24 protein-coding genes, 1 pseudogene and 1 riboswitch are annotated in these 26,580 nt (G+C 43.4%); of the genes and pseudogenes, 20 read left to right on the top strand and 5 right to left on the bottom strand.

Going from position 1 to position 26,580, the window contains the following annotated elements; all coding sequences use genetic code 11:
- The first annotated feature begins 2 nt into the window (after nucleotides 1-2).
- The 5 genes from NYE36_RS20320 (at nucleotide 3) to NYE36_RS20300 (ending at nucleotide 4,252) form a co-directional block, all read left to right on the top strand.
- A complete protein-coding gene (locus NYE36_RS20320; RefSeq protein WP_015418603.1) occupies nucleotides 3-1,403 on the top strand; it encodes an amino acid permease in 1,401 nt (466 codons plus the stop codon).
- A gap of 73 nt (nucleotides 1,404-1,476) precedes the next feature.
- The gene (rocF, locus tag NYE36_RS20315; RefSeq protein WP_007407883.1) at nucleotides 1,477-2,367 is read left to right on the top strand and encodes an arginase; all 891 of its coding nucleotides are present in this window, start codon (nucleotides 1,477-1,479) and stop codon (nucleotides 2,365-2,367) included.
- A gap of 130 nt (nucleotides 2,368-2,497) precedes the next feature.
- On the top strand, nucleotides 2,498-3,613 hold the full coding sequence (locus NYE36_RS20310) for an aspartate phosphatase (protein ID WP_053573862.1): 1,116 nt from the start codon (nucleotides 2,498-2,500) through the stop codon (nucleotides 3,611-3,613).
- Nucleotides 3,600-3,734, top strand: a complete 135-nt coding sequence (locus NYE36_RS20305; protein ID WP_007407881.1) for a hypothetical protein — start codon at nucleotides 3,600-3,602, stop codon at nucleotides 3,732-3,734. The genes NYE36_RS20310 and NYE36_RS20305 overlap by 14 nt, the downstream gene beginning before the upstream one ends.
- Nucleotides 3,735-3,781: 47 nt before the next feature.
- Nucleotides 3,782-4,252, top strand: coding sequence for a GNAT family N-acetyltransferase (locus NYE36_RS20300; protein ID WP_094032951.1), 471 nt, complete (start codon nucleotides 3,782-3,784; stop codon nucleotides 4,250-4,252).
- A 32-nt stretch (nucleotides 4,253-4,284) separates the two neighbouring features.
- Here NYE36_RS20300 and NYE36_RS20295 read toward each other — a convergent pair whose 3' ends face one another.
- A complete protein-coding gene (locus tag NYE36_RS20295) occupies nucleotides 4,285-5,265 on the bottom strand; it encodes an aldo/keto reductase (protein ID WP_069007584.1) in 981 nt (326 codons plus the stop codon).
- Nucleotides 5,266-5,447: 182 nt separating this feature from the next.
- Between NYE36_RS20295 and NYE36_RS20290 the strand changes: the two genes are divergently transcribed.
- The 6 genes from NYE36_RS20290 to rlmH all read left to right on the top strand — a co-directional run bounded on the left by NYE36_RS20290 (nucleotide 5,448) and on the right by rlmH (nucleotide 9,536).
- Nucleotides 5,448-6,197: a YiiX/YebB-like N1pC/P60 family cysteine hydrolase gene (locus NYE36_RS20290; protein ID WP_015418599.1), complete on the top strand. Its 750-nt coding sequence runs from the start codon at nucleotides 5,448-5,450 to the stop codon at nucleotides 6,195-6,197.
- Between the two features lie 10 nt (nucleotides 6,198-6,207).
- Nucleotides 6,208-7,371 (top strand): hypothetical protein, encoded by a 1,164-nt coding sequence (locus NYE36_RS20285; RefSeq protein ID WP_094032950.1) that lies wholly within the window; start codon nucleotides 6,208-6,210, stop codon nucleotides 7,369-7,371.
- Between the two features lie 127 nt (nucleotides 7,372-7,498).
- A complete protein-coding gene (locus NYE36_RS20280) occupies nucleotides 7,499-8,194 on the top strand; it encodes a hypothetical protein (protein ID WP_039063862.1) in 696 nt (231 codons plus the stop codon).
- Between the two features lie 287 nt (nucleotides 8,195-8,481).
- Entirely contained in the window at nucleotides 8,482-8,652 is a 171-nt protein-coding gene (locus NYE36_RS20275; protein WP_165458403.1) for a hypothetical protein, read from the top strand.
- 153 nt (nucleotides 8,653-8,805) lie between these two features.
- On the top strand, nucleotides 8,806-8,976 hold the full coding sequence (locus tag NYE36_RS20270; RefSeq protein WP_004393147.1) for a CxxH/CxxC protein: 171 nt from the start codon (nucleotides 8,806-8,808) through the stop codon (nucleotides 8,974-8,976).
- 80 nt (nucleotides 8,977-9,056) lie between these two features.
- Nucleotides 9,057-9,536 (top strand): 23S rRNA (pseudouridine(1915)-N(3))-methyltransferase RlmH, encoded by a 480-nt coding sequence (gene rlmH / locus NYE36_RS20265; RefSeq protein WP_053573868.1) that lies wholly within the window; start codon nucleotides 9,057-9,059, stop codon nucleotides 9,534-9,536.
- A 140-nt stretch (nucleotides 9,537-9,676) separates the two neighbouring features.
- On the opposite strand, the gene NYE36_RS20260 is transcribed toward rlmH, so the two are convergent.
- The gene (locus NYE36_RS20260) at nucleotides 9,677-10,498 is read right to left on the bottom strand and encodes a hypothetical protein (protein ID WP_053573869.1); all 822 of its coding nucleotides are present in this window, start codon (nucleotides 10,496-10,498) and stop codon (nucleotides 9,677-9,679) included.
- Nucleotides 10,499-11,397: 899 nt separating this feature from the next.
- Between NYE36_RS20260 and NYE36_RS20255 the strand changes: the two genes are divergently transcribed.
- Nucleotides 11,398-12,252 (top strand): hypothetical protein, encoded by an 855-nt coding sequence (locus NYE36_RS20255; RefSeq protein WP_207719753.1) that lies wholly within the window; start codon nucleotides 11,398-11,400, stop codon nucleotides 12,250-12,252.
- 770 nt (nucleotides 12,253-13,022) lie between these two features.
- Here the strand turns inward: NYE36_RS20255 and NYE36_RS20250 are convergent.
- Nucleotides 13,023-13,312: pseudogene (locus NYE36_RS20250) on the bottom strand (fructose-bisphosphatase class III); the annotation flags it as partial.
- A 147-nt stretch (nucleotides 13,313-13,459) separates the two neighbouring features.
- Here NYE36_RS20250 and NYE36_RS20245 point away from each other — a divergent pair.
- From NYE36_RS20245 to NYE36_RS20220, 6 genes are all read left to right on the top strand, one after another.
- Nucleotides 13,460-14,476 carry an FUSC family protein gene (locus NYE36_RS20245; RefSeq protein ID WP_265450993.1) on the top strand — a complete coding sequence of 339 codons (1,017 nt, stop codon included), beginning with the start codon at nucleotides 13,460-13,462 and terminating at the stop codon, nucleotides 14,474-14,476.
- Nucleotides 14,477-14,545: 69 nt separating this feature from the next.
- On the top strand, nucleotides 14,546-15,562 hold the full coding sequence (locus NYE36_RS20240) for an XdhC/CoxI family protein (protein ID WP_199022266.1): 1,017 nt from the start codon (nucleotides 14,546-14,548) through the stop codon (nucleotides 15,560-15,562).
- Nucleotides 15,559-16,179, top strand: coding sequence for an NTP transferase domain-containing protein (locus NYE36_RS20235; RefSeq protein ID WP_265450992.1), 621 nt, complete (start codon nucleotides 15,559-15,561; stop codon nucleotides 16,177-16,179). The genes NYE36_RS20240 and NYE36_RS20235 overlap by 4 nt, the downstream gene beginning before the upstream one ends.
- Nucleotides 16,180-16,184: 5 nt before the next feature.
- Entirely contained in the window at nucleotides 16,185-18,515 is a 2,331-nt protein-coding gene (locus NYE36_RS20230) for a xanthine dehydrogenase family protein molybdopterin-binding subunit (protein ID WP_265450991.1), read from the top strand.
- On the top strand, nucleotides 18,502-19,344 hold the full coding sequence (locus tag NYE36_RS20225) for an FAD binding domain-containing protein (protein ID WP_039253227.1): 843 nt from the start codon (nucleotides 18,502-18,504) through the stop codon (nucleotides 19,342-19,344). The genes NYE36_RS20230 and NYE36_RS20225 overlap by 14 nt, the downstream gene beginning before the upstream one ends.
- Complete coding sequence (locus tag NYE36_RS20220; RefSeq protein ID WP_015418586.1) at nucleotides 19,337-19,795, top strand: (2Fe-2S)-binding protein; 459 nt, start codon at nucleotides 19,337-19,339, stop codon at nucleotides 19,793-19,795. Before NYE36_RS20225 ends, NYE36_RS20220 begins: the two co-directional genes overlap by 8 nt.
- Nucleotides 19,796-19,834: 39 nt before the next feature.
- On the opposite strand, the gene fbp is transcribed toward NYE36_RS20220, so the two are convergent.
- Nucleotides 19,835-21,760 (bottom strand): fructose-1,6-bisphosphatase, encoded by a 1,926-nt coding sequence (gene fbp, locus NYE36_RS20215; RefSeq protein WP_014419314.1) that lies wholly within the window; start codon nucleotides 21,758-21,760, stop codon nucleotides 19,835-19,837.
- A gap of 299 nt (nucleotides 21,761-22,059) precedes the next feature.
- Nucleotides 22,060-22,140, top strand: a riboswitch (glycine riboswitch).
- 145 nt (nucleotides 22,141-22,285) lie between these two features.
- On the opposite strand from fbp, the gene NYE36_RS20210 reads away from it, so the two are divergent.
- Both NYE36_RS20210 and NYE36_RS20205 read left to right on the top strand, forming a co-directional pair.
- Nucleotides 22,286-23,632, top strand: coding sequence for an amino acid permease (locus tag NYE36_RS20210; RefSeq protein ID WP_007614904.1), 1,347 nt, complete (start codon nucleotides 22,286-22,288; stop codon nucleotides 23,630-23,632).
- A gap of 139 nt (nucleotides 23,633-23,771) precedes the next feature.
- Nucleotides 23,772-25,004 carry a Fic family protein gene (locus tag NYE36_RS20205; protein WP_327997420.1) on the top strand — a complete coding sequence of 411 codons (1,233 nt, stop codon included), beginning with the start codon at nucleotides 23,772-23,774 and terminating at the stop codon, nucleotides 25,002-25,004.
- A gap of 44 nt (nucleotides 25,005-25,048) precedes the next feature.
- Here NYE36_RS20205 and ahpF read toward each other — a convergent pair whose 3' ends face one another.
- The gene (gene ahpF, locus NYE36_RS20200) at nucleotides 25,049-26,578 is read right to left on the bottom strand and encodes an alkyl hydroperoxide reductase subunit F (RefSeq protein ID WP_007614902.1); all 1,530 of its coding nucleotides are present in this window, start codon (nucleotides 26,576-26,578) and stop codon (nucleotides 25,049-25,051) included.
- Nucleotides 26,579-26,580: the final 2 nt, after the last annotated feature.

Below are 26,580 nucleotides of genomic sequence, written 5' to 3'. Positions count from 1 at the left end.
TAGTGAATACAAATCAAAAAGAGAATCAGCTTCAGCGCACAATGAAATCACGCCATTTGTTTATGATTTCTTTGGGCGGAGTGATCGGCACCGGGTTTTTCCTGAGTACCGGATTTACAATTAACCAGGCGGGACCGCTGGGCGCGGTTCTGTCTTATCTGGTCGGCGGTTTTATAATGTTTTTGACAATGCTCTGCTTAGGCGAGCTTGCGGTTGCCCTTCCCGTATCAGGGTCGTTTCAGACGTACGCAACCAAATTCATCAGCCCCGCTTTCGGTTTCGCATTCGGCTGGCTGTACTGGCTCGGCTGGGCGGTGACATGCGCCATTGAGTTTTTATCTGCGGGACAATTGATGCTCCGCTGGTTTCCGCATGTTCCCGTATGGGTGTGGTGCCTCGTGTTTGTCGGCCTGATGTTTCTTTTGAACGCCATTACCACAAAAGCGTTCGCTGAGTCGGAATTTTGGTTTTCCGGTATTAAAATTTTAGTCATTCTGCTGTTTATTATTTTGGGCGGCGCCGCCATGTTCGGCCTGATTGACATGAAACACGGCGAGCAGGCTCCTTTCTTCTCTCATTTTTATGAGGATGGATTGTTTCCGAACGGCATTAAGGCTATGCTTATTACGATGATTACCGTAAACTTCGCGTTCCAGGGAACGGAGCTGATCGGGGTTGCCGCGGGAGAAAGTGAAAATCCCGAGAAAACGATTCCGCGCTCTATCCGGCAGACGGTGTGGAGAACGCTGGTCTTTTTCGTTCTCTCCATCATCGTCATTGCCGGGATGATTCCGTGGAAGCAGGCGGGAGTGGTCGAAAGCCCGTTTGTCGTGGTGTTTGAACAAATCGGTATTCCATATGCCGCCGATATTATGAACTTTGTTATCTTAATTGCGCTGCTCTCAGTGGCCAACTCAGGCCTGTTTGCATCGACGCGTATCTTATATGCCATGGCGAACGAAGGACAAGCCTTTAAATCACTCGGCAAAACAAATAAACGCGGCGTGCCGATGAACGCTCTGATCGTGACGCTGGCCGTCGCCTGCCTGTCACTGCTGTCTAAAGTGGCAGCGCCGGAAACCGTTTATATGTTTCTCTTATCATTAGCCGGACTAAGCGCGCAGGTCGGCTGGATTACGATTTCCCTGTCACAGCTGATGTTCAGACGGAAATACATCCGTGAAGGCGGCAAAGTGGAAGACCTGAAGTTTAAAACACCGCTGTACCCGGTGCTGCCTATTATCGGGCTGACGTTAAACACGGTTGTTCTGATCAGCCTCGCATTTGATTCAGAACAGCGGCTCGCCCTTTATTGCGGCATCCCGTTCATGGCGGTGTGCGTTATCGTCTATCATCTGTATGTAAAAAAGCATAAGCAGTCAGAAAAACAGATAGAGCTTTAAATCTTTTCGTGTCCAAGTCATCTTTGAGAAACCCGCACAGGACAACATACAACATGTTGAGGTGGAAAAACGGATGAACAAGAATATCTCAGTTATTGGAATGCCGATGGATTTAGGACAAGCACGACGCGGAGTGGACATGGGCCCGAGCGCCATCCGCTACGCGCATCTCATTGAACGGTTATCTGACATGGGGTATGCGGTGGAAGACTTAGGCGACATCCCCGTCAATCGTGAAAAACTCAAAAATGATGAAGAGCTGAAAAATCTGAACTCTGTGCTCTCGGGGAACGAGCAGCTCGCCCAAAAGGTGGACAGCGTCATTGAGAATGAGCGGTTCCCTCTCGTCTTGGGCGGCGATCACAGCATCGCGATCGGAACGCTGACAGGAACGGCAAAGCACTATAAACAGCTCGGCGTCATCTGGTACGACGCGCACGGCGACTTAAACACGCTGGAAACATCGCCGTCAGGCAATATTCACGGAATGCCGCTGGCCGTCAGCCTCGGAGTCGGGCACGACACGCTGGTGAATCTGGGCGGGTATGCCCCGAAAATCAAGCCGGAGAACGTCGTCATCATCGGCGCGAGATCGCTTGATGAAGGTGAGCGTGAATACATTAAGGAAACAGGCATGAAGGTCTATACGATGCATGAGATTGACCGCCTCGGCATGACAAAGGTCATTGAAGAAACCATTGACTACTTGTCAGACTGTGACGGCGTTCACCTCAGCCTTGACCTCGACGGCCTTGATCCGAGCGACGCACCCGGCGTAGGCACGCCTGTCGTCGGCGGCATCAGCTACCGTGAAAGCCATTTGGCAATGGAAATGCTGTATGATGCCGACATCATCACTTCAGCTGAATTTGTCGAAGTCAACCCGATCCTCGATCACAAAAACAAAACCGGCAAAACAGCGGTCGAGCTGGTAGAATCTTTGTTAGGAAAAAAACTGTTATAAAATATGCGCCTCCGCACCTGCGGAGGTTTTTTTGTTGCCACGAGGAAACTAGCGGGCTGCCACCCTCTTTTTGAACCTGTAAATATGATATATTTATTACACAAAATGGGAAACGGAGGTGTCCTGACAGATGGCTGAGGTGATGGCCCACGAAACAGTTGCGAAAAAAATCAGTGACTGGTATGAGGAAATCAAAAAGCACAACACTGAATCGGCTGAGGCGTTAAGAGAACAACTGCTTACGGATCTGCAAAATATGACACAAAATCAAACGGTGCTCCTTTATTTTAATTTAATTGATTCCCGCTACAAGCTTTTGATGGAAGAGTATGAGAAAACAGACGGCATTTTAAAAACGATCCAGCTGAACGCCGATAAAGAAAAAACAGACCAGATGATTCAATACTATTATTATTTCTTTTCCGGAATGCACGAGTTTTACCGTAAACGGTTTATGAACGCCATTAATTTTTACCGGATTGCTGAAAGCAGGCTCCGGCACATACCGAATGAGATTGAAAGAGCCGAGTTTAATTATCAAGTGGCGATTGCCTACTATGAAATCCGCCAAAACTACTTTGCGATGAACCACGCGGAAAAAGCGTTGGAGATCTACAAAGCCAATGAAATGTACGCGGTCAGAGAAGCACAGTGTTTAATGGTGATCGGCTGTAACAGAATGGACTTGTTTCACTATCAGAAAGCCGAAGAGCTCCTGCAGACGGCGGTTCATCAAGCCGCCAAAGCGGGTGATCCGCATATTGAGGCGCTCGCCCACTTTAACGCAGGTATTTGCTATGAAAGACAGGAAAAGCTTGAGGAGGCGCGGATCGAGTTTGAAACGGCTCTCGATCAAAAGGAGCATTTGCAATCAGCGTATTCGGTGCGGAGTCTGTACATGCTGGCCAGAGTGTTATTGAAACAGGAACAGGCGGATGAGGGCCGGTTTTGGCTGCATAAAGCGCTGAATGCCGCTGAAGAAAAAAACGAGCCCGTATACACCCAAAAGCTGCGCATCTTACAGCATGTCTTTATTGACCGCAATGAAGAAGCGCTTGAATCAGCTTTCGCCGAGTTAAGAAGGAAAGAGCTGTGGAGTGACGTTTCCGACTTGTCGTATCAGGCCGCTGCGCATTTTAAAAAACAGGAGAATTACAAACTGGCGGCGAAGTATTTTCAAGAATCAATTGATGCCAATGACCAAATTTTGAGATTAACGGAGGGGATTCGTAATGAAAACATGTAAATTCATTGTACTCTCAGCAGCCTTGGCAAGTCTCATTTCGATTGGATTATTTGCGCAAACTGGTTCAACGGCACAAGCCGAACAAATCATAAAACCGGCGGAAAACGGAGCCTTCGGATAATACTTCATGATACCGCTTTCAGTCCGTGTTTTGTAAGGAGTGATTCAATGGCTATCACGCTGCGGCCGATGACAGGACAAGAATTTCAGTCCTATCTCGCTCATTCAACCAAGCATTACGCTGAAGAAAAGGTAAAAGCGGGAACGTGGCTGCCTGACGAAGCGCCGGAATTAGCGGAGCTGGCGTTTAATGACCTGCTTCCTGACGGCTTGGAGACGGCCGATCACTATTTATGGACGCTGACATTGGACGGAAAGGAAAATGCCGGCTGGCTGTGGCTGCACGCCGATCCGGACCACCCGCAGCAGGACGCATTTATTTATGATTTCGGCCTTCATCCGCCTTTCCGCGGCAAAGGCTATGCAAAAGAGGCGCTTGCAAGGCTGGAGGACAAAGCCAAAGACCTGGGTGTCCGCAAGATTTCTCTCCATGTGTTCGCTCATAACGAAACGGCGCGGAAGCTGTATGAGAAGACGGGATTTCTGGAGACGGATGTCATCATGAGCAAAAAGCTGTAATGAAAAGAGGCCCGCACGATGGGCCTCTTTTGTTATTCATCTAACAATGTCATCATGTGTTCCGGATAACGCTCGCCGGCCGCCGTGCCGATCGGAAACATCTCATCCAACCGCGCCTTCACATCCTCGGGAAGCACAATGTCGAGAGCGGCGAGGTTCTCTTCCAAGTAGTGTTTCTTTTTTGTACCCGGAATCGGAATAAGGTCATCGCCGTTTGCAAGAACCCATGCGAGCGCAAGCTGAGGCGCGGTGATATTCATTTCCCGGGCAATGGCGGTAAGTTTTTGGACGAGCCCTATATTCACCGCCAAATTGTCTCCCTGGAATCTCGGCGTTCTTCTTCTGTAATCATCGGCATCCAGCTGCTCGGTCGACGTCATCTTTCCGGAAAGAAAACCTCTGCCGAGCGGACTGTAAGGCACAAATGAAATGCCGAGCTCACGGCAGGCGGGCAGCACATGCTCCTCTGCTTCCCTGCTCCATAAAGAATATTCCGATTGAAGCGCGGCAATCGGGTGAATGCGGACGGCGCGCCTGATCGTTTCTGCGGAAGCCTCTGACAATCCGATATACCTCACCTTTCCTTCGTCTATCAGCTCCTTCATGGCGCCGACGGTTTCTTCAATCGGCACCCGCGGATCAACCCGGTGCAGATAGTAAAGGTCGATATAATCCGTCCCGAGACGTTTCAGACTGGCATCACACGCTTTTTTCACATAATCGGGCCGTCCGTTAATTTCGATAAACTCACCCTTTTCGCTTCGGACATAACCGAATTTCGTCGCGAGGTAAAGCTCCTTTCTGAATGGGGCGAGTGCTCTGCCGACAAGCTCTTCATTTGCACCCAATCCATATTGATCAGCCGTATCAAACAAATTCACGCCGAGATGAACGGCATGATGCAGTGTGGAAATCGACTCTTCCTCACTCTGGCTGCCGTAGTATTCCGACATGCCCATGCACCCTAACCCCATTGCGGAAACCCGCATCGAACCGATCGTTCTGTCCTTCATATGTCCTCCCCCTTTCTTGTATGATAACTGGATTTCCTGATATTTGAAAATGATTTATGCATATGATTTACATATTGTTATAAAATTTTTAAAAATCTGTAAATTATCTATTTTTTTATCGCAATTCCGTCATATAATACAAATGTGGAAAAATTATACTCAAAGAAAAGAGGCGAAGTAATATGTGTAAAAAGCTGTTCAAAGCCATCCTCCCGTTTGCCCTGTCATTCACCATGGTTCTGTCGTTCTCCGGTTTGAATGTAAAAGCGAAAGAAACAGAAGCAGCCCGCTACGCAAAAGAAATCGCAGACCTTCAGCAGGGCACGACTCCTCAAGACGTTCTCCAATCCGCCAAAGAGCTTGCCAAACAGAAGCACGTTTCAACAGAAGCAATTCTCAAGCAGTTTCATCAAGAAATCACGGCAGACAAGGTGCAGGGAAATGTAACCGCTTCCAAAGAAGGGCTCTCTGCGATGGGCGGATCGTCAGGAACCAAGAAACTTCCGAAAAGCACAAAAGGCAATATTTATTACACGAACTCATACACGGCTTATTACAACCACGGGCATGTCGGCATGTATTCATCCGCTGATAAAATTGTTGAATCCGTGCCGGGAGACGGCGTCCGCCAGATTGCTTATAACGGCAGAGAAGTCGAAGACAATTCAATCGTCCAGACCGTGAAAGTCACCGATGCCCAAAAACAAGCCGCCGCTGACTGGGCTGTATCAAGAGTCGGTGATGAGTACTCCTTCAACTTCGTCAATAACAGAAATACGGGCCATGAAGGCGCCAAAAACTGCTCAAAACTGCTGTGGTCGGCATTCCTCTTAAAAGCCGGGATTGATATCGACTCTAATGGCGGCTTAGGCGTATACCCGCGCGACATCACAAGCTCGTCCTACACAACCACGATTCTGACCATTCACTAAGGAGAACAACGTGAAAAAAATCATCTGGATACCCTTAGTGATCATCGCCGCCGCAGCGGTCTTATGCTTCTTCTATTTCCGCACGGAAGACCCTGCGGAGGTTGCGAGAGACACATTAAATGACCCTGATTTTCTGAAAGATAAAGAGGCGCTGCTGTATTTCTCCACGGCGGCTGACCAAGACACGTTCGGCGGCGGAAAAAGCTACGCCCTCTTCGCCGATGACAAAGGACGGCTCTCTTCTTATCACATGAAGGGGCTTGAGCTCGGATCGGCCAAAGTGCATGACGGCAGCGTGCTGCTGGAGGACAAAAAAGGAATCTATACCGTTCAGGACGGCCTTCACACATATAAAAGAGCGTACCAGCATACGGGAGACAGCGCGGGATATATCGAACGGGCGAAAGGCTTTTACACGCTGTATAATTCGGGCTACGACAAGAGCGGCGGCAGCTATCGCTCAGAGCTGTACCGCCAGATTGACGGCAAGTGGAAGCAAGACGTCATCCCGCACTATATCCGCGCTTCAGGCTTTTTTAAAGATCATCTTTTCGCACTCACGCCGACAGATGACGAAAAAGGCTATCACATCCAAGACATTCAGGCTGATAAAGAAAAGCTCCATACAAACTCAATCGCGACGTGGACGTATAAAGAAGGCACGTCTGTCGAATCCCAGCTCGCCGCGGACGACAGCGCCGTCTGCTTTGTCACCAGAGGGGAAAAAGCAGATCACATCTATCAAATGGTGAAAGTCATGAAAAACAGCGGCGCCATCAAAACGTATGACATCGCCGCTTATAATAATGACGAACAGACGATCTATGACTCCATGCCGTTCAGCTTCAAAAAAAGCTTTTTCATGGAGCAGCGCAGCTTCTATTTCGTTGACGGCTTCGGAACCGTCTACCGTATCAACCCTGAGACCGGAAAAAGCAAAAAAGCCTTCAAGCTCCCCGCATCACGAATGAAAGCCGACTTCAAAGAGCTGACGCATCAAAACGGAAAGCTGTATCTGTTTACGTACAGCTACAAAAAGCCCGCCAAAATCGAATCCTTCGACCTGAAAACGGGCAAAAAGCTGAACGGCCTGACCATCCCGAACCTGAAAGATATCGTGACGCCGAAAAGCCATCTCAAGCTGTATGATGTGCAGGTGATGGGCGGGTTTTGAGAAGGAAAAGCAGTCATCATAATGAAAACACAAACTTTGGATTATATAAACAAAAAAACCTTTTATTGGTTTACCTGTACTCGTTTGAGGATATAGAGTAGTAGACTGAATAAAAGGAGGATATATAGTGAAAAAACGTTTCAAATGGTTTGTGGGAGTAGTTATTTTTGTTTTTATGTTCAGTTTTTCAGGTGTGACAGAAGCTATTAGTACAAAGACAATAAAAGATGAAATCACATGCCCTGTCTGTGATAAAACGATTAAGTCTGAAGGAAGTAAAAAAGACAGACAAAAAGCTTTGAATATCGTCAAAGACAGAGATGATTTGGATATGGATAAAACAGAAGTCTTTGTGACTGTTTTAAATAATAAAGATCATAAGATTGCATTGGTTCATTATGAAGATCAGCAAAATCATTCATTTGCGCAGAGGTATATTAATTTAAACACTGAGCAAATCGTTTTATCCGTAGAGGGTATAGGAAAATGGGACAAAGAAAAAAAAGAAGGAAATTTCAAATTAAGAGTTGGCGATAAAGAAATTATTAATGAAGATTTTAATCAAGATGGATTAAAAGGCAAGGGGAATAATGCTTTATTGAACTCTGTCAAAAAAGCATCTCCGACAAAATCAAAATTGGAGTCCTGTAACGATTTAGTCACAAAAATGCTGGGGCTGGGATCCAGTATTGCTTGCGCAGGTGCTTGTATGGCTGTCGGAGGTGCTGTCGGCGCAGTAGTGTGCTCGCCCTTATGTTTAGCAATTGAAAATGGAGTTGGCGAAGCAGGTGCTAAAGAAATTTGTGAACAATTCTTTGGTTGAAATATGCAGATTTGAAAAGAGCTTGCCGCTTTTGGTAAGCTTTTTATAATGAAACGTTACTGCAAGAAAGAAGGTGTTCATTTGAAATCATTCAGTATCTTCTTATTGTTGTCCGTCATTTGTATAACCATTGTTTTTGTCATAATGAATATGTTGATTGGATACCCTGATGTGAGCAACGGGGCATTGATTATGATTGTATATATCGTTGTGACCCTTATGATAAGGCTATATAACAAGAGAAAAGCCGACCGAACATAGAGATAGAGGAATTTAGGAGGGAGCCGATGAAGAAAAAGCTTGCCGCGGTGACCGTAACCATTCTCCTGGTTTCCGTAATAACCAACTCTTTTTTTAACGGCGGAAAGCCGGACTGGATTGATGTTTGCTCTACACTGCTGGCGTGTCTATTAGGAATTCTGTTCGTCCTTCGCTTAGAAAAAAGAGAAAACACGTAAAGAGCCGGATGCTGAAAACACCGGCTCTTTTTGCGCGTGATTTGCCGAATTGTGGATAAAACTCAGCCCGAAGCACTACTAACATGTGTATAAATAGGTTATATTGAAAAGAGAAGAATTGCCGCGTGCAAAAGAAAACCGGAGGACGTAACGATGAAAACCGCTTATTATTCTTGTGAAGAACATATTGAAACCGTGCTGGACATGTACATAGATGATCATGAGCTTCCGCCCGAAATCAGAAAAATCGAACATACTAACAGTTTATCCACAGCCTGTGAATTATGTGGGGACACTGCAACATATCTAGTAGGGAACGAATGATCCTACACAAAATACAGAAAAGATATCCACAATTGTGGACAATATATATGAATAACTTGTTTCTAAAGTGGGGATGACCTGTGAATATCAATATTGTGACAATCGGAAAACTAAAAGAAAAATACCTCAAGCAAGGCATTGAAGAATACAAAAAACGACTCTCAGCCTACGCAAAAATCGACATCATCGAACTCCCGGACGAAAAAGCTCCGGAAAACCTGAGCGACCAAGACATGAAAAACGTCAAAGACAAAGAAGGCGAACGCATCCTGGCCAAAATCAGCCCGGACACCCACGTCATCGCCCTCGCCATCGAAGGAAAAATGAAAACATCCGAAGAACTGGCCGATACAATAGATAAGCTGGCGACTTATGGAAAAAGCAAAATCACCTTCGTCATCGGCGGCTCACTCGGCCTAAGCGACGCCGTCATGAAACGGGCAGATGACAAGCTGTCATTCTCGAAGATGACGTTTCCTCATCAGTTGATGCGGCTGATTTTAGTGGAGCAGATTTATCGGGCTTTTCGGATTAATCGTGGTGAGCCTTATCATAAGTGAGTGGGGTTTTGATTAATTATATAAAGTGATTATGAAAGAAAGAGTCACTCAACTATTGAACGACTCTTTCTAAACGAAATAAAAACTGATTTTTTTACCATTCATTTATTAATCGTACTAACTTGTATAATTCTTTTTTATTAGATGTCCTCTACACCAAAATACTTATACAAGCCTTTTTCAATGCAATCTTCCAATGTTCCACCACAAAGTTCTGCAACTGACATTATATCAATGTCTTTAAAGCGAAATTTATTTGAATAACTATTAATAGATATGCTTATTTTTAATCTATTTGCATCACTTAAAATCTCTTTTTTTACTGCATTATTGCTATGTACAATATTATTTCTGACATTCAACCAAAACCTTATTAATTCATACTTTTTTGTCCCAACAATAAAGTGGTTTTCTTGCTTTTCAATGTATTTTTCGAAATATTTAAGGTATTTAACTATACCATTATCACTTCTATTCATAACATCTTTCATTTCAGGAAGTGATGGTTCAGATTCAATGAGTTTCTTGGTCAGGCTAAATAAAGTCGATTCCAATAAACTTAGAAACATTACAATAGATGCTAAAGAATTCATTTCACCCTCTAATTCTATTTGTTTTAATTTGAACTCCCTTTCGGACACATGACGAGATTGAATAACATCTACCCATTCCAATTCATCCGGGTCTTTCGTCTGTTCTCTTAATCTTTGATACTTTTCCAACATTTCTCGAGATTCTTTTAATTTCGAATCAATTTCCAATTTAAGTCTACTACCATTTTTTTTTGAAGACCTTAATATTGATAAAGATTCTAAGTAGTATGTATCTACAATACTATATAAATCTCTTATCAAAAGGGACGGTAAATTATCTTGTACTTGGCTTATATGAGAAAGATGCGACATTGAAAAATAAAATTTCTGTATTGGAATTTCCTCGATATTTTCTATCTCCATAAGCATTAAGCACCTCCGCAATTCCTTATATATTTTATTATCTAATTTTCCCATTCGAATCTATACTAATGTGCATTACTAATAGAATAATAGGTAAATTCTAGGTATAATATACTCTCATGTAAATACAGTTCTTAAAAGAAATACTCATTTCATCATTAGAGATTCTAAAAAAATCACTAATATTTTCTTATTAACATGCTTTTTTAAAAAAAGAAAATGAAACTGGGCATCACCTAAATGTGTAAAAAGTTATAATATAAATTGATTAAATTTTAAAAGAATTTATATTACTGCTAATCTTTCCTTCAAGATATATTGATACAATACCTGATATATTCGATATTAGTAATGTACACCATCTTTAGCCAATGAGTACTTAGAAGAAGAAAACACTAAAAAACGGAAAATTAGAAGATTGCTTTTTAAAAGAAATCTTTCTTGTTGCACATGGAAGGTATGAAAATAAATGGAGTAATCCCCACTTAGAAACTTTACAAGTAATATTAAAACGAAAATTTATTTATTTGTTAATGGATTTTGTGTTGTAATCTGATGATTGAGAGAATAAAAATGGGAAATGTTTGCTAAACAAATAGACCTATGCTATAATTTAGAAAAGGTCGAAAATTGTAGAAGTATGAGGCTGTGTTATTAATTGAATTTTCTTTTATTTAAAAATGTTGCCGCATTTTTAAATAAAAATATCTTTTAGTCTTACTAATAATTTTTATAACTAATTGACTTTTAAAAGAATAACATAGTGTGGTAAAAAAATCAACACCTATTAAGTTTGTTTAAAATATAGTAAAAAATTACAGGAATGTTAATTTGGAGTAAGACAAACTTAGACCTCTATCTTTTATTTCTTCGGCTTAATAACCAACAAGAAAGCAGGAGATATATTGGCAATATTAACAGCAAGGTTTATTAAAGATGGAATAGAAAAGGAATATGAAAAGAGTGATATCACGCCCGACTTATATAATGAAACCTTAAAAGGTTATCTCTATTGTCCTACTAAGAATTGCGGTGCAAGGGTTATTTATAATTCTGGTGTAAAAAGCTTTTTAAGAACATGGAATATGGATAACCATATTGACGATTGTATTCATGGTTTTACGAGAGCTAAAAAAAGGGTAGGTGTTGATACTACTCAATTTATTAATGTTGAACTCACTGCTGAGAGGAAAAAAAGGGCTTTAAAAGAAGCTTATAAGCTATATACTATGTCTGATGATGAAAAGACAATAGAGAAAACAAAGAAACCAACCAGAAAAAATAATCCGACTACTGTTGGAAAGGAATCTGTTCCCGTGACTCACGCTGTTTTACAAGATGGAGATCAGCCTGAAGAGGTAACTAATCGAAGGATAGGTATTAGAGGACCAAACCTCCCCAAAAGGACAGTGGATATGTTAAAGGATATTGATAATGGAAAACCTCGTTTAGTAATGGGAAAAGTAAAGAGTGTGAAATTAATAGAATCGATAGCTGATATCATTGTGGAAGAGGGTAAAACAAATATCCATGTTAAGTTTGAAGAAGTATTCATAAATAATAGTCCAGCTTATTTAGGGTTATTTCATCACATTTTAAAGTATCAAAAAGAAAACAAAAATCAGGATATTGTATTCACTGGGATTGGAGAAGTGAGGAGATCCAAAGTTAATGGAGATTTAGAACTTTCCGTTTTTTATGGAACTGATTTTTCTATAGACGGAATGGATTTAATAAAGCTATCAATGAGGAAATCTTAAAGTAGAATTTACTAAGAAAGTCGTTCAACTATTCAATGGGCGACTTTTTTAATTATCTTTCCATGATAATGTGAGGAAAACATTTAAACTAAAATTTAATAATATATGGATTAACTGATTTTTATTCATACTCTTCTAAATGTAAATTGCATTTTATCGAGTGATCAATAAATGAGTTACTCCTTCTTTAGACTTAAAATTTGAGGTTGCTCCGGCATCTGAGTTTTTTAATGAAGAGGGAGGACGCATTTGGTGTTTTAAGGAGTTAAAGGTATTATCCCTTGTCGGCTGTAAGTCATCGTACCTGTTTCACGATTAGCCCGTGTAAAAATGAAAAGGGCACGAACATGTTGATTTCTATAAAAATAAAATTGAATTCAATTTTATTAGTCATACCTTAAACGTCTTTTTATTTACTCAATCGACATTTTATGAGCAGATGAAATAAGTATTTCTTGAAGTCTCCCAAGCATGATTTCGTTTAGTTCAATTTGTAGGTAAGCTTCTATTATCAATTCTAAATGCAAAGATGTAAATGTATAACAGACCCATCTCTAGAAAGGCGATTCTACCTAAAAAAACAGCGTTTGTATTGGTTTTCATTCTTCTCTTACATATTAATAACGTCATGGTTATCTTCCACGGAATTTAGTCTGTTTGCTGATCATTCATTTTTCAAAATTTGTTTTCATTTAAAATAATGTTTGCGGTTTGCAGTGCTAAATGAAATAAAAAAAGAGCTCAAGGAATCATCCCTAAACCTCATACCCTCACTTCATATACCGATACTCCCGTAGCCTCTTCAAAATAGCCACTTCCCTCAACAATTCCTCTCCCACATTCGTTTCCTTCACTTTCTACCGCTCAAGCTCTTTGTCCACTAATCGTTTCACCGTTAAGACGTCGGTGCCGGTGATCAGAACTTCTGCCTTTGAGTCAAATTGTTTATCAGCACCTAGCTGCATGCCGTAGGAGTTGTATAAGAGCGTGTAGCCACGATGCCTGTTGTGAATTGACACGCTTTGGAGAAGCCGCCGTCGATGACGATCATTTTTCCGTTTCCCAATGTTCCCAACCCCAAAAAAGAAGCTGTCATTCAAGAATTCCCCCCTTGAATCACAGCTTCTTCCGCTTTTTCCACACGACAGTATAAATCCCTTTGCGTCACGGAAACCTAGTGGAAAAGGTTTCTGAAAGGAGGGGGCGTATGATGAAAAGTGAAAAAATTCAAAACAAAACATCTTTGGTTTGGAAGATGGCGATTGCATCTGCTGTTTCGTGGGAAGCGGCAAAACTGGTTGGCTCTGATCGCCCCTATTTAGCGCCTCTTTCTGTTATCTTATGTTTGCAGCCAACGATAGATCAGTCAATTCGCTTTTCTTTTCATCGTATTGCGGGAACTGCGATTGGGATCATGCTAACGTCCTATCTTGTCAGTCACTTGCCAATGAATGGCTGGATGCTGGGGCTGTTCCTATTAGGCGGTACTTACATTGCGAAGTGGTTACGAATAGATGTAACGGTTCTACATCAGGTAGCGCTCACCATTTTGTTGGTCTTTACGTTTGAACGAAACGCTAAAGATTATGCATTCGACCGAATCATCGATACGGTGATCGGCGTCATCATTGCCATACTGGTTCACATGTTCCTTTTTCCGCCGGACTACACAAAAAAGGCAGCGGACTCTTTTCAAACATTGGCTCGTCAGCTTTCCGGCACACTTTCAGACCTTTCCAAATGGGTGCAATCAGAGTGGGGACAAGGAAAAGGAAACCTCATGGCGTATAGAATGAACCATCTTCTGCAGGAGCTGCATACGGCAAAAGAGATGCTGCAAACAGCCTCTGCCAGCTTAAAATTCAACCCCGTCAGAAAAAAACATAAAATCATCATTTCAAGCTATCAAATAGAGATGCAAAAGTTGAACGCCGGATTTGAGTATCTATCAAATATAGTGAAAACGTTAAAAGAATGGGAAAAAGAAGGAGCTTTATCTTCAAGTGACAAAAGGGAGCTGGGGAATGATTTACAAGTGTTAAGTGAATACTTTGCGGGTTTTAAAGGCATACAGCAGGGTGAAACAGACAATTGGAAACAGAAGGAACAGATCATGTTATTGGAATCTCTCCGTTCCGACATGCTGTCTCACCCGCCGCCCTGTCATAAGGTCTATAAAGACTCTTTTTTTTTAGAAACGAAGAAATTGCTGAAGCGTTTGTAATGTTTTCCGAAAAAAAAGAATACGGATATACAGATGCAGATATGATCAGGTAAAAGCGGGGGACATGAAATGGATGATATACACCGGATTTTGGATGTCATCGCCAATTCTAAGAAAGCTAAGGTACTGGCTACCATCATTAAAACAGAGGGGTCCGCTTATAAGAAGGAAGGGGCCTCCATGCTAATTTTAGGGGACAAAACAAGAGTCGGAATGTTATCCGCCGGTTGTCTGGAAGAAGATCTCGTTGAACGGTCGGAACAGGTCTGGGCTGCAGGAGAGCCGTTGATTGTCCGCTTTGATATGAGCGCGGAGGACGATTTATCCTGGGGGCAGGGCGTTGGCTGTAATGGTGTTTTGACGGTTTTACTTGAGCCTGTAAAAGGAGAATTGGAACGAAATCTGATGACAGTCAAGACATGCTTAGATGAAAAAAAGTCTGTGACCCGAATGAAACGATTCACTAAAACGTTAGAGCTGAAGGAAGATCTGTACATAGTGGAAGACGGCAGAGTGTTTGGAACCGGGGATGTTATGGAACAAGGCCGTATTCAAAAACTGAGACAGACGGAAAAGGGAATCAAGAGGGATGAACATACCTCTGATTTATTTTTTATCCATCAGATGGTGCCAAAACCTTGTTTATATGTCTTCGGAGCAGGGGAAGATGCGAAGCCGTTAGTTTCTTTGGCAGCTGGCACTGGCTTTCATGTGACGGTGATTGACTGGCGCCCCGCTTTATGTCATCACGGCCATTTTCCTGAAGCCGGCCATTTGATAACAGGAGCACCGGAAGAAGTCATGGAAGGTCTGAGCATGACAAAAAGGGATTTTGTTGTCATTATGACGCACAGCTTTCAAAAAGATCAGATCATTTTACATACATTAAAAAACGAGAATGTGTTTTATAAAGGTGTATTAGGCCCCAGAAGGCGCACCGAGCGGCTATTAGGCGGAGCTGAGATTCCGGAGGATATTCATGCCCCTATCGGACTTCCCATCGGGGCACAGGGCCCTGAAGAGATTGCTGTAAGTATTGTCGGCGAGATGATTAAAAAAATGCGAAAACAAAGGTCTCTCTTATGAAAACAGCAGGCATTTACCTGGCAGCCGGTACAAGCAGACGCATGGGGACGGATAAGCGCAGTTTATTTCTCAATGGCGTCTCTCTGGGAAGTATAGCTCTTAAAAATGCCTTGTTATCTGAATTAGATCATATTTTTGTTATTACGAGAAAGGGAGATTCACTGCATTGGCTTTCGGATTTTTTCTTTTTAGACCCCATATCAAGCAAGTGGAGCCAGGCAGAATGTGAGCAAGCGGGTAAAGGCCAAGGCCATTCTATACAATGCGGTGTGAAAAAAGCGGCAGAGTACGAGGCTGACGCCGTTATCATTCTCCTTGCAGATCAGCCGTTTGTCACCGCAGATATCATCAATACGTTAATTGATTCCTATCAAAAGGAGCACCGTTATTTATTTATCTCCGCTGAAAATCAATATCTTCCTATGCCCCCCATTTTATTCTCAAATCAATGTTTTCCGGTATTGCTTCAGTTAAAGGGAGATCAGGGCGCCCGGCATGTCATCCGTGAAAGTATGATCAATATGGGAAAAATGATCAGCTTTCAAGACCCTTTGCTTTTTTATGACGTCGATACAGTTGAAGATTATACGCTGCTGCTGAATAAATTCGGGGAGTGAATGAGTTGGAGTATATCGGGAAGAGTGTCATTCGAAAAGAGGCCCTTGAAAAAGTGACGGGTAAAGCGAAATATACGGATGATTTTCAAGAAACAGGCACATTACACGCAAAAATGCTGATCAGTCCATATGCGCATGCCGATATTGTGTCTATGGACTTTTCAGAAGCTTGGAAGATTCCCGGCGTGAGAGCGATATTGGGTGATGAACCTTTTCCGCTTGCAGGTGAGGAAATTAAAGACAGATCGCCGATTGCTTATAAAAGGGTCAGATACCATGGTGAGCCGGTTGCTGTTGTTGTTGCGGAAAATTCAATTACAGCTAAAAAGGCAGCGGATGCCATCAAAGTATCCTATAAACCTCTTCCCGTCGTCAATTCCCCCCGTGAGGCCTTTCAAAAGGATGCGCCGCTCGTCCATGAAAATGCGGACCGCTATGAGAAGACAAAAGGTGTATTCCCGGTTCCGAAGACCAATATCGCAAACGTGGATAAGGTTAGAAAAGGAAATATTGAAGACGGGTTTAGGGAAAGTGATGTGACAGCAGAATTCCAGATTTCCTTTAACCCTTCTGATCACGCTGCGATGGAAACAAGATGCTCGATTGCTGAAATTCGGGCGGATGAGGAGATTATCATTACCACATCCTCTCAAGCTCCTTTTGCCATTAAAAAATTAATGCAGTGGTATTTTGGAATCGAACCCGGAAAGGTGATCGTCAAAACGCCTTTAGTAGGAGGAGCGTACGGGGGAAAAGCAGCCGTTCAGTTAGAGGTGATTGCCTATTTGGCATCAAAAGCAGTCGGAGGCCGGCCCGTCAAATTGTTTAATACGAGAGAAGAAGATCTGATCACATCTCCCGTTCATATCGGGCTGGATGCCATTGTCAAATTAGGGGCTGCAAAGGATGGAATCTTAAAGGCGGCGGACATTCAGCTTTTATTTGATGGCGGAGCGTATTCTGATAAAGGAGTGGACATCAGCCGGGCTGCGGTGGTTGATTGTACGGGTCCGTACGCGATCAATCATATACGGTGTGATTCATATTGTATGTATACGAATCATCCATATCCAAGTGCATTCAGGGGATACAGCCATGCTGAAGTGTTATTTGCCTTTGAGCGGACGATGGATGTATTGGCGGAAAAGCTGAACATGGACCCATTAGAACTCCGCTATAAAAATGCCATTCGCCCCGGTGACACCACACCGACTCAAGTTCTTCTCAATTCAAGCACGGTCGGAAATGTGCCGAAGTGCATTGAAAGATTGAAGGAATTAATGAATTGGTCCGAGGGACAGCGAATTGAAATCGATGGCCGGAAGATACGGGCAAAGGGAATCAGCTGCATTTGGAAAACCTCAACATTTGATACAAATGCAACGTCCGGGGTGATTTTAACCTTTAATCCCGATGGAAGCATTAATTTGATGTCAGGGGTAGTGGAAATTGGAACAGGGACAAAAACAGTGTTAGCCCAAATCTTAGCGGAACGAATGAAAATGGATATAAGCAAAATTCACGTAAAAATGCTTATAGATACACAAACAACACCCGAGCATTGGAAAACCGTGGGGAGCAGAGGGACGTTAATGGCCGGAAGAGCCGTACTGAATGCAGCGGAGGAAGCCATTCGAAAGCTGAAGGATGTGGCATCATGTGTGTTGCGGGTTCCTGTCGGGGAATTGGAAGTGGCCGACGGAAAGGTTTATTTTATAGATCATCCTTCTGTACATGTTGAAATAAAAGACATTGCTTACGGATATACGTTTCCAAATGGAAATACCATTGGCGGCCAAATCATTGCGAGCGGCAATTACACATTAACCCGAATGACGAATTTAGACCGGGAAACGGGAAGAGGGAAGCCGGGACCCGAGTGGGCTGTCGGTGCTCAGGGAATTGAAGTTGAGTTGGATAAACGGGATTATACGTATCGAATTACAAAAGCCTATTCTGTTGTGGATATAGGAACAGTATTGAATGAAAAAGCTGCAAGGGGTCAAGTGATGGGGGGGATGAGTATGGGAATCGCATTCGGAGGAAGAGAAACCTTTGTATTTGATTCATATGGCAGAGTATTAAATCCTCAGCTTAGAACATACCGCCCCCTTCACTATGGAGAGCAGCCTGAATATATCATTGAATTTGTTGAAACCCCGCATGTGATTGCCCCTTATGGAGCGCGCGGAGGCGGGGAACACGGACTGTTGGGGATGCCGGCAGCATTGGGAAATTGCCTTTCCGCCGCTTTAGGTGTCCAATTGAATCAACTTCCTCTCATTCCCGAACGATTATGGAGGACGCAAGAGGGGTGGAAAGATGATACCGTTTGATTTTGATTATTTTAAACCGAAGACCATTCAAGAAACAATCAATCTATTTCACTCGCTTGCGGCAGAAAAGAAAACACCAATGTATTATTCCGGCGGCACGGAAATTATCACGTTAGGAAGGCTGAATATCATCTATACGGATGCGGTGATAGATATGAACGCGCTTCCGGAATTTCAAACCATCCGCTTTTATGAAAATGATCTGGTGATCGGAGCGGGCGTGTCATTAACGAAACTGGAGGAAGAAAATCCATTTCCGCTATTAAGTAAAACAGTAAGTGAAATAGCCGATCGTACGACTCGAAATAAAATCAGCCTGGGCGGAAACATTTGCGGGGGCATCTATTACCGTGAGGCCGTGCTGCCGTTGCTGATTTCTGATAGTTTGATAGGGATTGCAGGGAGAGCGGGGATTCATTACCGTCCCATAAATAAAGTATTTAACAAGGAAATACAGTTGCAAAAAGGTGATTTTTTATTTCATGTCGTTGTCGATCGAGCGTACGTTGACCTGCCATTTGTCAGTATCAAAAGAAGACAGCAGTGGAATGTCGGGTATCCATTGGTGACGGTCTGTGCGCTGAAAAAAGATGATGAGATCAGAATGGCCTTCAGCGGCGTATGTCCATTTCCGTTTCGTTCTGCTGAAATGGAGGCTGTGCTTAACGATAAAAGCCGATCAGCAGAAGAAAGAGTAAGCAGGTCTTTACAGTATGTACCCAAACCCGTTCTTGATGACGCAGAAGGCTCAAGTGAATACCGAATGTTTGTCTTGCAAAATACAATTTTAGATGCCTTACGGGAATTAGAAGGAGGTCCAAATGTCTGATCCTATTACGTTGAAAGTAAATGGCGAGGAAAGACAGATTACGGTCAGGCCGGCTGATACTTTGTTATTTGCTCTTCGTCTTCGTCTCGGATTAACTGGTGCAAAACCGGGCTGCTTAAATGGGGATTGCGGCGCCTGTACGGTATTAACGGACGGGGTGCCGATGAAATCTTGCTTAATGCTTGCGGCAGAAGGGGAAGGAAAGGACATTACGACAATTGAAGGACTGATCAATACGCCGATTCAAAAGGCTTTTATTGAAAAATTCGCGTTTCAATGCGGTTATTGCACACCGGGTTTTCTCATGAATTGTCATGCTTTGGTGAATACTGAGCCGAATGCAAGTGATGACACGATAAAAAATTGGCTGGAGTCCAATATTTGCAGATGTACGGGTTATAGGGAGATTGAAGAAGCGGTTAAATCCGTTTTACATACAGGGAAACCGTAAAAAAAGAGCCCAGAGAATCATCCCTGAACTCCATATTCTTCACTTCATATACCGATACTCCCGCAGCTTCTCCAAAATCGCCACTTCTTTCATCAGTTCTTCACCGACGTTTGTTTCTTTCACTTTCTTCCGCTCCAGCTCTTTGTCGACTAATCGTTTCACTGTTAAGACGTCGGTTCCGGTGCTCAGCACTTCGGCCTTGGAGTTAAAGTGTTTATGGGCGACGAGCTGCATGCCGTAGGAGTTGTATAAGAGCGTGTAGCCGGCGATGCCTGTTGTGGATTGGTAGGCTTTGGAGAAGCCGCCGTCGATGACGATCATTTTTCCGTTTGCCTTGATCGGATCTTCGCCTTCGATTTCTTTTACCGGTGTATGGCCGTTGATGATATGGCCGTGGTCCGGGTTGAGGCCGAATTCCTTCAGGATGTTTCGGCAGGCTGCTTCGTCTTCACGCAAATAGTAATACGGGTTTTTCTTTTCTTTATGGGTTTCCTTCTCTTTAATGAAATACCGCTCAAAGGTTGTCATGGCGCGTTTTCCGAAGAGGGAAGAGTATTCGCCTGTCCATAAGTACCAAGTCATATCTGTCGCCAGATCATCGGTTTCTTCCGGATGGGCAAACGCTTCCCGTAAGAACCGTTCAAAAACATCTAGCAGCTCACGGCCTGCATAAGCTTTATCCTCTATCATCATCGTTTCCATGCTGCCGTTTTCATCGACGGGAATACAGCCGTGAATCAGCAGGTTGCCGTTATATTTTAAATAAAGGCTGCCTTTTTTCATCATAAAATTCATATGGCGGCCCAGCTTTTCGGAGTTCTGAACAGAGAACAGCAGCTTGTCCATGACTTCTGCTTCTTCTTCTAACAGCTCATCAGGCTGTTTGGGATTCACCGTCGCAAAGCAGGTGTTTTCCAGTTGATATGTTTTTCCGTTCAGCGTGATTTCATTGCGGTCATAATCGATCTTTTCCAGTAACAGCCGTTCCTCCATATTAAAGTTCGGCCGTCTCTTAATAATCGGGCTCTCAAGCTTGAATTGGATCATCGCGATCGCCTGATGAATTTTTGTGATTTGTTTAATCTCATCTTCCGGTCTGTTTTCGTCCGCTTTCGGGCGGAAAGACGGGTTATCATCGTAATATTTTTCGGCAAGGTTCAATAGCGGTCTCAGATTGATGCCGTAAACGTCTTCAATAATATCCAGATTGTCATAGCGGGCACAGATGCGGATAATGTTTGCCAGGCATACTTTTGAGCCGGAATAAGCGCCTATCCAGAGAACATCATGATTCCCCCATTGAATATCCACTGAATGATAGTTGATCAGTTCTTCCATGATCTTATCCGGCTGCGGTCCGCGGTCATAAATATCGCCGACAACATGCAGATGGTCGACCACCAAACGCTGCGTGCTGTAGGCAAGGCCGGTGATCAGCTTATCGGCCTGGCCGAGCGCAATGATCTGTTCTATGATTTCGGAGTAGTATTGTTCTTTGTTGGCGGCTTGTTCTGTTTTGTACAGCAGCTCTTCAGAAATATAAGCAAATTGGGCGGGCAGTGCTTTGCGCAATTTGGAGCGGGTGTACTTGGAAGAACAATAAGAAACGAGCTTAATCATCCGGTGAATCGTTTCTTTATACCACTCGTTTAATGCCTCTTTCGTATCAAAGTCATGTTTGATCAGCTTCAGTTTGTCTTCCGGATAATAGACCAAAGCCGCCAGTTCATCAATTTCTCTATCGTAAATGACGCCGCTGAAAATATCGCGAATCTTCTCTTTAACCCTTCCTGAACCGTTCCGCAGCACGTGCTGGAATGCCTGATACTCCCCGTGCAGATCACTGACGAAATGCTCGGTTCCTTTCGGCAGGTTCAGTATCGCTTTCAGATTAATGATTTCCGTGACCACTTTTTCTTCACAATCGTATTTTTGTGCGAGCAGATCTAAATATTTCGTTTCCAACCTCGTCCATCCCCTTTTTATTTACGAGCAATTGTATGATAAAGTGAATTTAAAGTATGACATAATGTTTAAATGATTAGACCTTATATGATAGTACCGCATAACGCCTTTTTGAGACAATGAAAACGGAAAATACGGCGCTTCAGGCATCAAAAATTGGACCGGGATAACGCCGTGCAGCTCATCCCTCTATTGACAATGCATTCAAGTTCCATTAAAATAAAAAGTTAGCTGATAGGTATTTCTATTAGAAACTCAATACGTAGCAGGCTATGATTGCTGTGGGTCGAACTACAGCAGGAGCGGCTTCTGGAGAGACCGCGGGTTTTCCGCGGCGCCGAAGGGTTCACAATCTCAGGCAAAAGGACAGAAGAGTACCGAATATGTATTTGTCATGCTGTTGATTGTCAGCGGCGCAGATATAATTTGATATTCTTATGACCATGAGATTGGAGGGCATCCAATCTCTTTTTTTATTGGCTTTTTTTGCTCGTCGTTCACTAGAGAGGTAAGGAGGAGTCAGATGTGGAGCAGCGAGAGCTAAAGAGGGACTTATCGAATCGGCACGTGCAGCTGATCGCCATTGGCGGCACGATCGGCACCGGATTGTTTTTAGGGTCCGGTAAGGCAATTCAGCTGGCGGGTCCTTCTATCATCTTTGCGTATTTTATTGTAGGTATTGCGCTTTTTTTCGTCATGCGGGCGCTGGGAGAACTGCTGTTATCTAAAGCGGGCTACCAATCATTAACGGATATTGCCGAGGCGTATTTAGGACCGCGTGCAGCGTTTGTCACCGGCTGGACCTACTGGTTTTGCTGGATTATGACGGCTATGGCGGATGTGATCGCCGTCGGTGTGTATGTGAAATATTGGTTTGATATTCCGCAGTGGATTCCGGCACTTATCTGTTTGCTCATTTTATTAGGGCTTAATCTGTTAACGGTTAAGATTTTTGGAGAATTGGAGTTTTGGTTCGCCTTAATTAAGGTAGTCACGATTCTCGCGTTAATTGTCATCGGTGTGGTTCTGCTGGTGATTGGGTTCAAAACGCATACCGGAACGGTTTCAGCGGCGAATCTGTGGGAGCACGGCGGCTTGTTTCCGAACGGATTTTCAGGCTTTTTGCTTTCGTTCCAGATGGTGATCTTCGCCTATGTCGGTGTGGAATTAGTGGGTGTGTCGGCGGCGGAAACGTCAAATCCGAAAAAAAATATTCCGTCCGCTATCAATAAAATTCCATTGCGGATTTTATTTTTCTACGTCGGGGCATTGCTCATTCTTTTATGTATTAATCCGTGGATGCAGCTGAATGCGGCGGAAAGTCCTTTTGTAAAGACCTTCAGCCTGGTCGGCATCCCGTTAGCCGCGGGAATCATTAATTTTGTCGTATTAACGTCTGCCGCTTCTGCTTGTAACAGCGGGATGTTTTCAACAAGCCGGATTTTGTATAACTTAAGCAAAACGAAACAAGCGCCTGCAAGTTTTGCGAAGCTGAATAAAAATCATGTGCCGAGCCGCGCATTATGGATATCGGTTATTGTGCTGTCAGCTGGCGCTCTTTTAAGCAAATTAATACCGGAAGCGGCCTTTGGCATCGTGACAACCATCAGCGCGATTTGTTTCATTTGGGTGTGGGGCGTGATTCTGGTCTGTCATATCAGATACAGGAAAACCCGTCCGGACTTACATGCAAGCTCGTCTTTCAAGGCGCCGTTTGCGCCGTTTATCAATTACGCCGTGCTGGCGCTGTTTGCCGTCATTCTGGTGATTATGCTGTTTGCGGATGCAACGCGCCCGGCTTTGCTGCTGACGCCGCTGTGGTTTATTGGATTATTTCTTATCTATCGGGCGAGAGGGAGAAAGACAGATTGAATTGCTTCAGACGGTGTACTGCCATGCAGTATGCCGTTTTTTGTTTTGATTGGAAAGCGAGAATATTTGTTAGAAATCAGGCTATAATGATTGTATAATTTAAAAAAGTGTATAATTTTAAATTAAGCGAGGTGATGATATGAAGTATGAGAAGTTATCTAAGCTTTTTTATAAAATGGATGCTGATTCATATGAGAAAGAATTTAAAAAGAGAACAAGCAGCTATGGCAGTTATTCAACATCATTAAACATACGGGGGTTCCGAAAAGGCCGACCCACGGACGATTCATTTGAGCTATTTTATGTGAATACACATAAACTCATGAAGCTGAATAATGAAGTGTTGTTAAACAGTTCCAAAATTTCATCCCTTATCAGTCAGCTCCCCGAATTTGCCGTCAAACCTTATTTTGATAAATTAATTATTAATGAAGCACAGAGTAATAATGAAATTGAAGGAATCCGCAGTACAAAAAAAGAATTGAAAGAGGCTCTTAAAGCGTTAGAACAATCCGAGCCCTCACATAAGCGGTTTGTCGGATTGATGAAAACATATCAATTTATAGACCGAATTCCGTCGTTTACAAGCATTCATGACTTTAGGGAATTATATGACGAGCTGGTCGCAGATGAAATCGGAGCAGAAGATGCGCCGGATGGTGAGCTATTCAGAAAAGGCTATGTTGAAGTGAACGATGGGAACATGACCACCCATATCGGCGTTAATTCTGAACAGAAGATAACAGAAGCGCTTGAGGCTTTAATTGCTTATCTTCATGATGAAACACATCCCCAGCTGTATCGTTACATGACAGCTCATTACTACTATGAATACATTCATCCTTTTTATGACGGCAATGGAAGAACAGGACGCTTTATCGTTGGGAGTTATTTGTCCCGATACTTAGAAAAATATTCAGCCATCACTTTTTCTTACGCAGTTAATAAGAACAAAGATAAGTATTATAAGGCATTAGAGGAAATTCCCGCACCTTTAAACCGGGGAGAGCTGACTTTTTATTTAATGGATATGCTGGAATTGCTTCTGTCAGGACAAAAAGGAATTATTGAGGATCTTGAATTTAATTTAATGAAACTGAAACGAATTAGGAACTATATTGATAGCGATCAATGGGCTGATTATAAAGATGAACGTGATATTTTTAATATCATTATCACGATTAATGTATTTGTAAATGATCAGGTTACGCTGTCGGTGCAAGATTTAATGGAGCTCTCAAATAAATCGAGACATAAAATTAACAGAGTAATGGATTATTTAGAACAGCAAGGATTTGTTGAGCTGGTAAGCAGAAGGCCAAAATCTTATAAAATCAGCGAGGATTGTTTAGAGGAAATACTGCCTTCTTAATTAGTATATTTAAAAAAGCCGCCATTCATATGGCGGCTTTCACATTAATTCCGGATCAAATAATCAAATGCGCCTAAAGCGGCAGTTGCACCTGATCCCATGGAGATAATGATTTGGTTGTACGGGCCGTCTGTGCAGTCCCCTGCGGCAAATAGGCCGGGAACGCTTGTCGCGCCGCTCTTATCGACGATGATTTCGCCGATGCGGTTGCGTTCGACCGTTTCGTCTAACCATTCTGTATTAGGCACGAGGCCGATTTGGACGAATACACCTTGGAGTTCAACGTGTTTTTCTTCGCCTGTTTCACGGTCAACGAACGTAATGCCGTTTACGTTTTGGTCGCCTGTGATTTCTTTCGTTTGTGCATTTTTGTGCACAGTGACGTTTGGCAGGCTGTAAAGACGTTTTTGCAGGACTTCGTCTGCTTTCAGTTCAGGCGCGAATTCCAGCACAGTCACGTGATTGACGATACCTGCAAGGTCAATCGCCGCTTCGATTCCGGAGTTTCCGCCGCCGATAACGGCTACGTCTTTGCCTTCAAACAATGGTCCGTCACAGTGCGGGCAGTATGCAACACCTTTGTTTTTGAACTCTTGCTCACCAGGTACGTTGACATTGCGCCAGCGGGCACCTGTTGAAAGGATCACTGTTTTACTTTTCAGTACAGCGCCGTTTTCGAGTTCAAGTTCGAAGAGGTCTTTTTTCTCAAGGCGTTTCGCGCGCTGAAGGTTCATGACGTCAATATCATAATCTTTCACGTGCTCTTCAAGGCTTGCAGCGAGCTTCGGTCCTTCAGTCGCTTTGACGCTGATGAAGTTTTCGATGCTCATGGTGTCGAGTACCTGGCCGCCGAAGCGTTCAGCGACGACACCGGTGCGGATGCCTTTACGCGCCGTGTAGATGGCCGCGCTTGCGCCGGCAGGTCCGCCGCCGACAACAAGAACGTCAAACGGCTCTTTGTCGGCAAACTCAGACGCATCTGCGCCGCTGCCCATTTTTGCGAGAATCTCTTCGATGGTCATACGGCCGCTTCCGAAAGATTCACCGTTTAAGAATACAGTCGGAACAGCCATAATGTTTTTGCTTTCCACTTCTTCTTTGAATGCCGCGCCGTCAATCATTGTATGAGTGATATTCGGGTTGAGCACGCTCATCATGTTTAATGCTTGGACGACATCAGGGCAGTTGTGGCACGTCAGGCTGATATAAGACTCGAATCGGTATTCTCCGCTGATGTTCTTAATCTGGTCAATGACCTTTTGATCAGCCTTAGGCGCTCTGCCGCTGACTTGAAGCAATGCCAGCACTAATGATGTAAATTCGTGGCCGAGAGGAACACCGGCGAATGTAACGCCTGTGTCTTCTCCGGTACGATTAACGCTGAAGCTCGGTGTTCTGTTTAATTCAGTTTTTTCAACTGAAATTTTAGATGACATGGAAGCCAGCTCGTCAACGAGAGCCAGCATGTCCTTAGAAGTGTCATCGTCACCGGCGCTTACTTTGAGAACAATGTCGTTCTCAATTAGCTGCATGTATTGATTTAATTGTGCTTTGATATTTGCATCAAGTACCAATG

It is taken from the genome of Bacillus sp. FSL R5-0593 (assembly GCF_038603755.1).
GTDB lineage: Bacteria > Bacillota > Bacilli > Bacillales > Bacillaceae > Bacillus > Bacillus velezensis.
This window is presented reverse-complemented; position numbering and strand designations above follow the sequence as displayed.

Excerpts from the sequence above, each read along its gene's own strand:
- rocF (WP_007407883.1), top strand. The coding sequence starts at position 1,477 with ATGAACAAGAATATCTCAGTTATTGGAATGCCGATGGATTTAGGACAA.
- NYE36_RS20260 (WP_053573869.1), bottom strand. The coding sequence starts at position 10,498 with ATGCTTATGGAGATAGAAAATATCGAGGAAATTCCAATACAGAAATTT.
- NYE36_RS20310 (WP_053573862.1), top strand. The coding sequence starts at position 2,498 with ATGGCTGAGGTGATGGCCCACGAAACAGTTGCGAAAAAAATCAGTGAC.
- NYE36_RS20305 (WP_007407881.1), top strand. The coding sequence starts at position 3,600 with ATGAAAACATGTAAATTCATTGTACTCTCAGCAGCCTTGGCAAGTCTC.
- NYE36_RS20290 (WP_015418599.1), top strand. The coding sequence starts at position 5,448 with ATGTGTAAAAAGCTGTTCAAAGCCATCCTCCCGTTTGCCCTGTCATTC.
- NYE36_RS20275 (WP_165458403.1), top strand. The coding sequence starts at position 8,482 with ATGAAGAAAAAGCTTGCCGCGGTGACCGTAACCATTCTCCTGGTTTCC.
- NYE36_RS20270 (WP_004393147.1), top strand. The coding sequence starts at position 8,806 with ATGAAAACCGCTTATTATTCTTGTGAAGAACATATTGAAACCGTGCTG.
- NYE36_RS20225 (WP_039253227.1), top strand. The coding sequence starts at position 18,502 with ATGATACCGTTTGATTTTGATTATTTTAAACCGAAGACCATTCAAGAA.
- NYE36_RS20220 (WP_015418586.1), top strand. The coding sequence starts at position 19,337 with ATGTCTGATCCTATTACGTTGAAAGTAAATGGCGAGGAAAGACAGATT.
- NYE36_RS20205 (WP_327997420.1), top strand. The coding sequence starts at position 23,772 with ATGAAGTATGAGAAGTTATCTAAGCTTTTTTATAAAATGGATGCTGAT.
- NYE36_RS20300 (WP_094032951.1), top strand. The coding sequence starts at position 3,782 with ATGGCTATCACGCTGCGGCCGATGACAGGACAAGAATTTCAGTCCTAT.
- NYE36_RS20235 (WP_265450992.1), top strand. The coding sequence starts at position 15,559 with ATGAAAACAGCAGGCATTTACCTGGCAGCCGGTACAAGCAGACGCATG.
- NYE36_RS20295 (WP_069007584.1), bottom strand. The coding sequence starts at position 5,265 with ATGAAGGACAGAACGATCGGTTCGATGCGGGTTTCCGCAATGGGGTTA.
- NYE36_RS20245 (WP_265450993.1), top strand. The coding sequence starts at position 13,460 with ATGATGAAAAGTGAAAAAATTCAAAACAAAACATCTTTGGTTTGGAAG.
- NYE36_RS20240 (WP_199022266.1), top strand. The coding sequence starts at position 14,546 with ATGGATGATATACACCGGATTTTGGATGTCATCGCCAATTCTAAGAAA.